Source organism: Acidovorax sp. HMWF018 (assembly GCF_003061035.1).
Classification (GTDB): domain Bacteria; phylum Pseudomonadota; class Gammaproteobacteria; order Burkholderiales; family Burkholderiaceae_C; genus Acidovorax; species Acidovorax delafieldii.
Genome location: NZ_QAIM01000658.1, coordinates 1 through 10,886 on the forward strand (window position 1 = coordinate 1; position 10,886 = coordinate 10,886).

Genomic DNA, 10,886 nt, shown 5'->3' on the forward strand with positions numbered 1-10,886 from the left:
GTCCCCCGCCAAGCCGTTGACCAGGGCCGTGGCATGCACCAGCACGCCGGACTGCGTGCCCGCGCCCAGTGCACGCAGGGGCGTGGCGAACTGATCGACTCCATCCACCGGCGTGTTCTGTCCCAGCATCACCAGGCGCCCCTGAACGGCCACAGCCGGCAGCGCCCGGCCGGCCTCCAGCGCCTGGGTGTAGTGGGCATAGGGCAGCGGGACTTCTGGGGCGTAGTAGCGCAGCAGTGCACCCGGCGGTGGGGGCTGAAAACTGCGCCCGCCGCTGCGCGCCAGCTCCTTCCACAGGGCATCGCCCTGGGTGGGCGCAAGGCGCAGCACACCGTCATCGTCTGGCTGCACGGCCACACTGCCCTGGCGTGCCATGGGGAAGACCGAGGGCACGGTCTGCCGGTACTGGGCTACCTGCGAGGTGTTCACCGCCACATCGGCTGCCGCCAGCACCACTGGCATGCGCCCTTGCAGGGCCGCCGCAAGCGCGGCATCGTCCTCAGAGGACTGTGGTGCGGCAAACAGCATGTCGATGCCCAGCGCCGAAGCGCCTGCCGCAGACAAGGCCTGGACCAGTTGCGCGTGCAGGCGGCGCGGCAGGGGCGGGGTCAGGTTCAGCGCCGCCAGACTGGGTTCGTCCAGCCCGACCACCAGGACGCCCACATCGGGCGGCGGCGCAGCGGTCCAACTGGCCAGCAGGTCATGCTCCAGCCGCTGCAGCGGCGTCCACACCGGCAGAGCGGGCAGCAGCGCCATGAAGCCCAGCGCGAGCAGTACCCGCAACGCCCAGGGCCGCCAGGCGTCTTGTGTAACCGGTGCTCGCGTACTTGCACTTGCCATCCCGCCCCTCCACCGCTGCATGCAGCAGTGCACGCAGCACCCACTGTAGTGGCTGTGCCTGCGCGTGCACAGTGGGGGCTTACACGCATGACTCGCGCCATGGCCGCCCCGCACAACACCTATGGGCAGCCACCGGGCATGTGCGTAAACTGGTCTTTTGATCGGTTTGGGAGACTTCCATGAAACTGCTATGTGCCTCCGTGTCCGTGCTGGCCCTGCTGGCGGGCTGCAATGCCACCAACCCCTACGGCCCATCGGGCCCCATGGCCTCGGGCCGCGACCGCACCTTCAGCGTGCCGGTCTACGGGCCCGACACTTCCCAGGCGTATGCGGCGGCCAGCCGCGAATGCCAGCGCATGGCCTTGCACGCCAAACTGTTGCGCAACGATGGCTCGCGTCTGTTGTTTGAATGCGTGAGCGAGTTGCAGGACAAGCCTTGAGGCCAGCGGCCCCACCAGCGTGCCGCCGCTGGGCGAGCGGTGCGGCCTTGCTGGCGCTGTCCGCGCTGCTGGCGGGCTGCCAGCACACACCGTCCACCCAGGCGGGCACAGTCACATCGCCCTGGGTCAACAGCCTGGGCATGGCCTTTGTCCGTGTGCCTGCGGGCACCTTCTGGATGGGGGGCGTGCCCCCCGTCGAAACGCTGGAAAAGAACTTCCCGCTGCTGGAGCGCAAGCGCCTGACCGACCTGGCAGATGAATCGCCAGCGCACGAGGTGCTGATCACCCGCGATTTCTACCTTGGCCAGCACGAGGTCACGGTGGGGCAGTTCCAGCGCTTCCTGGAGGCGTCCGGCTACCGGCCAGAGTCTGAGGCCGACGGCACTGGGGGTTATGGCTACAACCCCGCCTACGACCCGGCCACCACGCGGCGCGGCGATGCGTTCGAGGGGCGCGACCCGCGCTACTCGTGGCGCAACCCCGGCTTTGCGCAGGGCCCGGACCACCCCGTGGTGAACGTGACATGGAACGACGCGCAGGCCATGGCCCAGTGGCTCAGCCGCACCGAGGGCCATCGCTACCGACTGCCCACCGAGGCGGAGTGGGAATACGCCTGCCGCGCGGGTAGCCGCAGCCTGTACCCGCATGGTGACAACCCGCAAGAGCTGGTCTCAGCGGGCAATACCTTCGACCAGGCCGCAGCCCCTCAGTGGTCACGCTGGCGTCAGCACGCGCTGGTGGGCAACGACGGATACGCGTTTACCGCGCCGGTAGGCCGCTTTGCCCCCAATGCCTTCGGGCTGTACGACATGCTGGGCAACGCCTGGGAGTGGACGGGCGACTGGCATGGCGACACCTATTACGCAGAGTCTCCACGCAATGACCCCACCGGTCCGGCCGAGGGCAGTGTGCGTGTGCGCCGGGGCGGCTCGTGGCACACCTGGGGGCTCTATGCGCGCTGCGGCTACCGCAACTGGAACAGCCCGGAGACGCGCTACACGCTGGTCGGCATGCGACTGGTGCGTGAGATAGCGGCAGAGCCCCCCGCGCAGTGACCACCACAGGCCGGGAGGGTTAACAATTGTCAAATCCCCTCTCGCTCCGCTCGGCGCGAGCCCGCGCCGTGGTAGTTATCGCCAATAATCCGCAGTTCGATTTTGGATGGGGAGAACCATGCGCATAGCCGCTTTGGACGACGATGCGCTTCAGCTGGATCTGATCAAGCAGGCCACGGAGGCGATGGGCCATGTGTGCCATACGCACCTGACCGGTGCGGAGTTGATGCGTACGCTGCGCCGCGAAACCTTTGATCTGCTGATCGTGGACTGGCACCTGCCCGACACCACCGGACCCGAAGTGGTGCGCTGGGTGCGCCAGAACGTTGCGGCCCGCGTGCCCATCCTGTTCGTCACGCACCGCCAGGAAGAGCGCGATATTGTGGAAGGCCTGGGCAGTGGAGCGGATGACTTCATGGTCAAGCCCGTGCGCATCGGCGAACTCAATGCCCGCGTGGCCGCCCTGCTGCGCCGCGCCTACCCCGACAACACCGGCGGCGTGATGGAGTTTGGCCGCTACCGCTTCCTGCCCGAAACCCGGTCCATCGAAATGGACGGAGTGGCGGTGGAGCTGAAGAACCGCGAATACGACCTCGCCCTGTTCCTGTTCCAGAACATGGGGCGGCTGCTGTCGCGCGACCACCTCAAGGAAGTCGTCTGGGGCCAGGTGGCCGATGTGATGTCGCGCTCGCTGGACACCCACATCTCGCGCCTGCGCACCCTGCTCGACCTGCGCCCCGCCAACGGTTTCATCGTGACAGCGGTGTATGGCGTGGGCTACCGTTTTGAAGCCGTCGAAGCCCAGCACAAAGGCTGAAGGCCGCGACAGAGTCCGGCGGGCTCAGCCACCAGCACGCCTGCCCGTACCGTGCCCCACGAAGGAGACATGACTTGATCACCCCCCTGCCATTTCGCATGCACTCAAGTGCTGCAGCCCTGTTGTATCTGGCAGCAACCACCGCCTTCTCGGCCCAGCCGGTCGCTGCCCCGGCAGCCCCCCAACAAGGCGATGAAATTGCCCACGCCGTGAAAGAGGGCGACACCCTGGAAGGACTGGCCCGCAGCTACCTCGCCAACCCGCGCCAGTGGCCGTTGCTGCAAGGTCGCAACAAGGTGGCCGACCCCAAGCGTCTGCAGCCAGGCTCGTTGATCTTCATCCCCGTGCGGCTGCAGCCCAGCGAATCGGCCACCGTACAGTTTGTGCAGGGCGAGGTCACGGCGCAGGCGCGGGGCAGCGGCACGCCCGCCCCCATTGCGACCGGCAGCAAGCTGGAAGAAGGCACCGAGCTGAAGGTGGGCCCCGAGTCGTTCGTGGCAGTGCAGCTGGCCGATGGCACCGTGGTGCGGGTGCAGGCGCAGTCCGAGCTGCAGCTGCGCCAGCTGCGTCGGCGGGGGCGCGCTGGCAGCGTGCAGTCAGTGCTGGAGATGCACAAGGGCGGCGTGGAATCGACCGTGCCCCCCAGCGCCGAGCCCCTGCGCCGCATGGAGATCCGCACACCGCTGGCGGTGACGAGCGTGCGGGGCACGCAGTTCAGCGTGGCACTGGCCGATTCGGGCCAGACCACGGCGTCGGTAGAGCATGGCTCGGTCGCGGTGCAATCGCGGCGCGACACTGACAGCGAGCCCGGCGCTGCGCTCAAGGCGCCGACCGCGCTGCTGGCTCCGGGCCAGGGTCTGGCAGTGGCCACGGATGGCACGGTGGGCGCCCCCCGTCCTTTGCTGCCCGCCCCCGATACCTCTGGCATGCCCCCCACACTGGGCGATGCGGGACTGCTGGCCATCGACCTGCCCATGGCCTCCGGGGCCACCCGGTATGTGGCGCAGGTGGCGCAGGACCCGGCGTTCACACAGGTGCTGCGCCATGGCAGCTTCCCCGACGGCCGCCTGCGCTGGAAGGCGCTGGACGATGGCCGCTACTACCTGGCCGTGCGGGCGCTGGACGATGCAGGCATTGCGGGCCTGCCTGCAGTGCAGCCGTTCACCGTCAAGACACGCCCGGTCGCACCGCTGTACCAGTACCCTGCACCCGGCGCGGTGGTACCCAGCGGCGCGGCCGAGCTGCGCTGCACGGAAGTCCCCGGCGTGCGCTGGTACCGCGTGCAGGTGGCCGCCGACGCCCAGTTCACCCAGCCCCTGCGCGACGAGCAGCGCCTGACCGAATGCCGCCTGCCCCTGGGGGCGCTGCCCGCAGGCAGCTACTTCTGGCGCATCGCCAGCCTACTGGCGCTGCCCGACGGGCAGGCAGACCAGGGGCCGTTTGCACCGCCACAGCCTTTCACAGTGGCCGACCGGCCGACCGCCTTGTCCCTGCAAGCTCTGCAGGCGGAGGACGGAGACCCGACCGTGCGCCTGCACTGGCCCGCCCAGGCCGGCCAGCGCTTCCGGCTGCAGCGCACTGTGGCTACCGATCTGGACTTCGCCAAGGTCACAGAGGACACCGTGCTCGACGCCCCGACCTGGACGGCCAGCAACCTCGCTGCCGGCGAGTACCTGGTGCGCATCCAGGTGGTGGACGCCAGTGGGCTGGAGAGCGATTTCTCTCCCCCGCGCAAGATCCGCGTGGGCTCTGGTATCCGCACCGGTGCGGGTTTGCCGGTGTCCACCAGCAGCGGCACGCCCGTGGGGCGCCATTGAGCGGGGCATGGAGCCCGTCCAGCCCAGCCCTGCGGGTCGCACCAGCGCGCGCAGCGGCCCTGGCATGCGCTGAGCAGACGCCCCGCATCCCACCACCCCTTTCATGCTGACCATCGCCCACCTGCGCCGCCGCCGACGCCGCCTGGAATGGGCGCTGCTGGCCTGCGCGCTGATGGCGCTGGTGGCCTGGCTCAGCACCGCGGATAGCCTGAGCCGCGTCAACCACCTGGTGCAGGATGCGGGCATGCGACTGGTCTCGCGGCCCGCACACCCCGACATCGTGATCGTGGCCATCGACGACGCCAGCATTGCCGCCATCGGCCGCTGGCCCTGGCGCCGGGCGCTGCATGCCGAGCTGATCTCGCGCCTGACCGCCCAGAACCCCCGTGCCATCGGCATGGACGTGCTGTTCAACGAAGCCGACCTGGACTATCCCGAGGACGACCTGCTGCTCACCGACGCCATCCGGCGCAGCGCGCGTGTGGTGTTGCCCGTGCTGCGGCGCGGCTATGGCCCGGTCAGCAACCAGACCGACCTGCCCTGGCCCGCCTTTGCCGAGGCAGCCGCCGGCCTGGGCCACGTGCATGTGGCGCCCGACAGCGATGGCGTGGTGCGCAGCCTGTACCTGCAGGAAGGCCCGGCGGCCGCCCCCTGGCACCACTTCAGCACGGCGCTGCAGTGCGTGGCAGACCGTCAATCTGTGGCCGCCTGCGCGCCCTCGCCTGCCAGCGCATCGGATACCAGCCCCTGGCAACGCAATGACCCCACGCTCATCGCCTACGCCGCCGGGCCATCGCCCTTCACCACCTACTCCTACATTGATGTGCTGCGTGGCCAGGTGCCAGCCGGAGCACTGGAGGGCAAGTACGTGCTGGTCGGCGCTGCAGCCTCGGGGCTGGGCGACATGTTTGCTACGCCCGTCAGCCAGCAGTCGCGCCTGATGCCGGGCGTGGAGGTGGTTGCCCATGTGCTGGATGCCCGCCTGGCCGGCGAACACATCGTGCGCGCACCGCAGGCCTTGAACATCGCCTTCAACCTGGTGCCTGTGGCCTGTGCGCTGGTGGCCTTGCTGCTCATCGGCCCCCTGGCCGCCTTGCTGACCAGCGCCGGGCTGGCCCTGGCCACCTTGCTGCTGAGCATGGCCCTGCCCTGGTGGGCAGGTCTGCAGTTCGCTCCGGCCGCCGCCTTGCTGGGCCTGGCGCTGGCCTACCCGCTGTGGAGCTGGCGGCGCCTGAGCGCGGCTGCGCACTTTCTGCGGCTGGAGATGGAGAACCTTCAGCGCCAAGGCCTGGCCATGCGCTTGCGCAGACGGCCCGGAGACTCCGCCGACTTTCTGGAGCGCCGCATCAACGCCGTGGAGCGCGCATCCCGCCAGCTGCGTGACCTGCACCAGTTCGTGAGCGAAAGCCTGCAGCAGTTGCCCTCACCCACCCTCGTCTGCGCCCCCGACGGTGAAATCCTGCTGGCCAACCAGGCGGCCCGCCAACACCTGGGTGGGTCCGCCCAGCCCTCCTTGCAGGGCCTGTCCGTGGTGGACCTGCTGGCCGACCTCGTGCAGACAGGGACTCAAGAGCCGATCGTTACCCAGGCAGCCTTGCAACATGCTGCCTTGCCAGAACAGACCGAGGGCACCGACGCCCGGGGCCGCAGTCTGCTGGTGCAGTGCAAGCCTTTCACCAATCTGGCCAATGCAGGCTGGCTGCTGACCCTGGTGGACCTGACCGAGATGCGCCGTGCGCTGCAGCAACGCGACCAGGCGATGCACTTCATTTCGCACGACATCCGCGCGCCCAACGCATCCATCCTGACGCTGCTGGAGATGCAGCGTGCCTACCCCGGCCGCCTGTCGGACCAGGAGTTGCTGGAGCGCATCGAAAGTTATGCACAGGCTTCGCTGGGCATGGCCGAAAGTTTTGTGCAACTGGCCAGCGCGCAGACGCAGGAATACCGCATGGCGCCGCTGGACCTGGCCGCCCTGCTCTCTGAAACCACCGACGACCTCTGGACCCTGGCCCGCGACCGCAACGTGGACGTGCGCACGGTGTCCACCCCAGACACTGCGCCCTGCCTGGGCGACCGCGCCCTGCTGTCCCGCGCGCTGACCAACGTGATCCACAACGCCATCAAGTTCAGCCCCGATGGCGGCACGGTGCAGTGCGCCATCGTGGCGCGGGGTACGCACTGGGTGGTGTCGGTACGGGACCAGGGCCCGGGCATTGCCCCCGAGCAGCAAGGCCGCCTGTTCACGCCCTACCAGCGGTTGCACGACCACAGCCACCCGGCCATCGCAGGGGTCGGCCTGGGCCTGGCACTGGTGCAGACCGTCGTGCTGCGCCACGGCGGGGCGCTGGAGGTGGACAGCGACGTAGGGCGGGGGGCCGAGTTCCGGCTGGTGCTACCGCAGCGGCTGGATGCGCCGCCGGACGACGACGAGCAATAGCTAGCGGCGAGGGGCTGACTACGACTGCAGAAAATCGAGCACCGCCCGGTGGTCGCCCTGGAAAACGATGCGATCAGCCCGGCTTTGCCGCTGGTAGGCATACATCGGGTCGTAGTAGTCGCGCATGAGTGCGGCAATCCAGTCCCGGTGCAGCGACAAATCGCCCCGGCTGCGCTGCTGTGCCAGCGCTGCCTGCATCGACCCGCGAAGCGCCTGGTAGCGATCGCCTCCCAGACGCTTGGCAAGTTTGCCCAGGCTGTCGAGCAGCCGCGCCGCAAACAGGTCGGTCCCTGCCGCTTCTCCATGGGCCGCCACAAAATCCGCGCATTGCTGCTGCACATAGTCGCGCAGGATGCGCTCCACACGGGCGTCAAAAGCATCCTCCAGACAGACGATGGGTACCCGTTCCAGCCGCTGACGCAGCTCCAGCGGCACAGAACAGCTGCCCACATGGCGCCCTTCGTCCTCCAGCACAAAAGTCTCGTGGCCCTGTGCACGCTTCTTGAGCACATCAATGGCCAGCCGGTTCTCGAAATCGATCTGTGTGGGCTGACCGCTGACGCGCTGGCCAAAACTGGAACCACGGTGGTTGGCATGGCCTTCCAGGTCCAAGCCGTTGGCCAGTTGCGCAATCACCTCGGTCTTGCCGGTGCCGGTCAGGCCACTGAGCACCACAAACCCACACTCCGCCGCCGCAGCCTGCGTGGTGCCGATGAGGAAACCCCGCATGGCCTTGTAGCCCCCCACCACCCGGGGGTAGTCCATGCCCGCTTCGTTCAGCAACCATTGCTGCACGATCTGCGAGCGCAGCCCGCCACGAAAGCAATACAGCACGCCTTGTGGATGCGCCTGCGCAAACTGCGCCCACGCCTCAATGCGCTGGCGCTTGATGCCGCCAGACACCAGCTGGTGCCCCAGCGCAATCGCGGCCTCCTGGCCCTTGTGCTTGTAGCAGGTGCCCACCTGCTGACGCTCGCCATCGTCCATCAGGGGAAGGTTGGCAACCCCAGGAAACGCGCCCTGCCCAAACTCCACCGGCGCGCGCACATCCATCATGGGCACATCGTTCAGGAAGATGTGCCGGTAGTCCGTCAGGTTGTCGGGCATCAGCGCAACTCGACGGCAAAGGCCTGTCGCGGGATGAGTTGACCGATGGGCTGCAGCGACAGGCCCAGTTCTGCAGCCGCCTGCAGGAACTCGGCCTCGCCCTCCGGACTCACGGCCACCAGCAGCCCCCCGCTGGTCTGAGGGTCGCACAGCAGGTGCTTTTGCACCTCCGTCAGGGGCGCAATCTTCGCGCCGTAGCTGTCAAAGTTGCGCAGCGTGCCTCCAGGCACACAACCCTGGTCCATGTAGTAGTCCACTCCCTCCAGGCGGGGCACTGCCGCGTAGTCAATCACAGCGCTCAAGCCGCTGCCCTCCGCCATTTCGACCAGATGCCCCAACAGGCCGAAGCCGGTCACATCCGTCATGGCTGCCACGCCTGCCAGCCGGCCGAATTGGCTCCCTGGCCGGTTGAGCGTGCACATCAGGTCGCGCGCCACCCCCACATCCTGGGCGCGCAACTTGGCCTTTTTCTCTGCGGTGGTCAGGATGCCGATCCCAAGGGGCTTGGTCAGATACAGGCGGCAACCCGCCGTGGCCGTGTCGTTGCGTTTGAGGTGGCGCTTTTCGACGATGCCCGTCACCGCCAGGCCAAAAATGGGCTCCGGCGCATCGATGGAGTGACCGCCCGCGAGCGGAATACCTGCCGCATCGCACACCGCACGCCCACCGCGCACCACTTCACGCGCGACCTCCGGCGGCAGCACATTCACCGGCCACCCCAGGATGGCAATGGCCATCAGCGGATCGGCACCCATGGCGTAGATGTCGCTGATCGCATTGGTGGCAGCAATGCGCCCGAAGTCGTACGGGTCATCCACGATGGGCATGAAGAAATCGGTGGTGGACACCACGCCGCGCTCGGCATCCAGGGCATACACCGCCGCATCGTCCCGCGAGGTATTGCCCACCCAGAGCCTGGGGTCCAGGTGCTGCGCCCCACTGCCCGCCAGGATCACGTCCAGCACCTTGGGGCTGATCTTGCAGCCACAGCCTGCGCCGTGGCTGTACTGGGTCAGGCGGATGGGGGATGTTGTCAGGGTCTCAGGAAGCATGCGAAGTTCTTTCGTGGCGTCAGGCGCGGGGCGCGCTACCCGTATTCTGGCGCTGCGCGGAACGCGGCCATGCATTGCAACGAATACCCTACCCGTCCTGCGCCCGCACAGCGATACGAACACCATGGCGAATCTGCGAACCGCTTCACCAGCGCCATCCAAAGCGGGCCAGCGAGCCACCTGAATTGTTCCAACGAACCCAAAGAAAAAGGCCCTGTGCTATTGATTAGATAGCTACAGGGCCTTGATGCTGGCGGAGAGGGTGACGGTATCAAAAAGTCGCCAAAGAACCTCAAGAACTACCGGGGTGGCTCAGAAACCAAGTGTTTAAGCCATTCCTGCGCCCTTCCCTGATCCTATTTCTACTCAAATAGTTGAATTGAGTGAAAAATAAAATGGGGGTAAGATTGTACGGTGACCAAACAGAAATTGCTAACCGACCCCGCTGTAAGAGCCAAAGACAAGCCGCCCGGCTACTACTTGGATGGCCATGGACTTTACCTGCAAGTTAGCGTCTCCGGATCGCGTTCGTGGATATTTCGCTATACCCTAAACAAGAAGACCAGAGAGATGGGAATGGGTTCTCTGGATGACTTCAGTTTGGCGGAGGCCAGAGAGCGCACGCGCCGCTACAGGCAAATCCTTGCGGACGGTCACGACCCTATCGAGCACCGCCGGGAAGAAAAAGCAAAGCTGCAGGCATCCCAACTGGAGGCGAATCGCAGAGGCATAACCTTCGCCGATTGCGCGAAGGAGTACCACGAAACCAACAAGGACGACTGGAAAAACGCCAAGCACGCCGCGCAGTGGATCAACACCTTGTCTGCGTATGCCTTTCCTAAGTTCGGCGATCTGCCAGTGGGAGAGGTGACAAGAGAGCACATGCGCGCGGCTCTGCTGCCTATCTGGAAAGAGAAGGCGGAAACAGCGTCACGGGTTCTCCAGCGCATTCGTACTGTCATCAACCATGCTGCGGCCATGGGGTACTGCGATGGCCTGGATAGCGAAGCCTGGGACCAACTCAAGAAATCTCTTCCGAAGAACTCAAAGCAGCGGGTGGTCGAGCACCATGCGTCCTGTCCATACTCGGAAGTAGGAGCACTACTCCTGGCAGTGTCTCGCAGCACCTCTGGGGACGTTGTCAAGCTGGCGTTTGCTTTCATCGTCCTCACAGCCGCAAGGTCGGGGGAGGTGCGAAATGCAGTCTGGGAGGAAATCGACCTAGGGCTACGCTGAACAAGCCCTCGAAATTTCCCGCGCGAACGCGGAAGACGCCATTTTTTGGATTTTGTGGCCTCTTGCGCCGCCCATTTGGGCC

The 10,886-nt window shown here is 66.6% G+C and carries 9 protein-coding genes; 6 read left to right on the forward strand and 3 right to left on the reverse strand.

Annotated elements, in window-relative coordinates; translation table 11 throughout:
- The coding region (locus tag DBR23_RS27795; RefSeq protein WP_158276503.1) for a CHASE2 domain-containing protein at positions 1–840 on the reverse strand (840 nt) is incomplete at its 3' end.
- A 179-nt stretch (positions 841–1,019) separates the two neighbouring features.
- Here DBR23_RS27795 and DBR23_RS27800 point away from each other — a divergent pair.
- The 5 genes from DBR23_RS27800 to DBR23_RS27820 all read left to right on the forward strand — a co-directional run bounded on the left by DBR23_RS27800 (position 1,020) and on the right by DBR23_RS27820 (position 7,409).
- Positions 1,020–1,280, forward strand: a complete 261-nt coding sequence (locus DBR23_RS27800) for a hypothetical protein (RefSeq protein ID WP_056747438.1) — start codon at positions 1,020–1,022, stop codon at positions 1,278–1,280.
- Between the two features lie 47 nt (positions 1,281–1,327).
- Positions 1,328–2,335 carry a formylglycine-generating enzyme family protein gene (locus tag DBR23_RS27805; protein ID WP_199227821.1) on the forward strand — a complete coding sequence of 336 codons (1,008 nt, stop codon included), beginning with the start codon at positions 1,328–1,330 and terminating at the stop codon, positions 2,333–2,335.
- Positions 2,336–2,453: 118 nt separating this feature from the next.
- Positions 2,454–3,152, forward strand: coding sequence for a response regulator transcription factor (locus DBR23_RS27810; RefSeq protein ID WP_056060880.1), 699 nt, complete (start codon positions 2,454–2,456; stop codon positions 3,150–3,152).
- A 74-nt stretch (positions 3,153–3,226) separates the two neighbouring features.
- Entirely contained in the window at positions 3,227–4,969 is a 1,743-nt protein-coding gene (locus DBR23_RS27815) for a FecR domain-containing protein (protein WP_108500204.1), read from the forward strand.
- A 103-nt stretch (positions 4,970–5,072) separates the two neighbouring features.
- A complete protein-coding gene (locus DBR23_RS27820) occupies positions 5,073–7,409 on the forward strand; it encodes a CHASE2 domain-containing protein (protein ID WP_108500205.1) in 2,337 nt (778 codons plus the stop codon).
- Between the two features lie 18 nt (positions 7,410–7,427).
- Here DBR23_RS27820 and mnmH read toward each other — a convergent pair whose 3' ends face one another.
- Complete coding sequence (mnmH, locus tag DBR23_RS27825) at positions 7,428–8,516, reverse strand: tRNA 2-selenouridine(34) synthase MnmH (RefSeq protein ID WP_108500206.1); 1,089 nt, start codon at positions 8,514–8,516, stop codon at positions 7,428–7,430.
- Positions 8,516–9,568: a selenide, water dikinase SelD gene (selD, locus tag DBR23_RS27830; RefSeq protein WP_108500207.1), complete on the reverse strand. Its 1,053-nt coding sequence runs from the start codon at positions 9,566–9,568 to the stop codon at positions 8,516–8,518. Before selD ends, mnmH begins: the two co-directional genes overlap by 1 nt.
- 414 nt (positions 9,569–9,982) lie before the next feature.
- Here selD and DBR23_RS27835 point away from each other — a divergent pair, with 414 nt between their 5' ends.
- A complete protein-coding gene (locus DBR23_RS27835) occupies positions 9,983–10,804 on the forward strand; it encodes a DUF4102 domain-containing protein (RefSeq protein WP_108500208.1) in 822 nt (273 codons plus the stop codon).
- Positions 10,805–10,886 lie beyond the last annotated feature (82 nt).

Coding starts and splice junctions, on each gene's coding strand:
- DBR23_RS27800 (WP_056747438.1), top strand. CDS start 1,020: ATGAAACTGCTATGTGCCTCCGTGTCCGTGCTGGCCCTGCTGGCGGGC.
- selD (WP_108500207.1), bottom strand. CDS start 9,568: ATGCTTCCTGAGACCCTGACAACATCCCCCATCCGCCTGACCCAGTAC.
- DBR23_RS27820 (WP_108500205.1), top strand. CDS start 5,073: ATGCTGACCATCGCCCACCTGCGCCGCCGCCGACGCCGCCTGGAATGG.
- DBR23_RS27810 (WP_056060880.1), top strand. CDS start 2,454: ATGCGCATAGCCGCTTTGGACGACGATGCGCTTCAGCTGGATCTGATC.
- mnmH (WP_108500206.1), bottom strand. CDS start 8,516: ATGCCCGACAACCTGACGGACTACCGGCACATCTTCCTGAACGATGTG.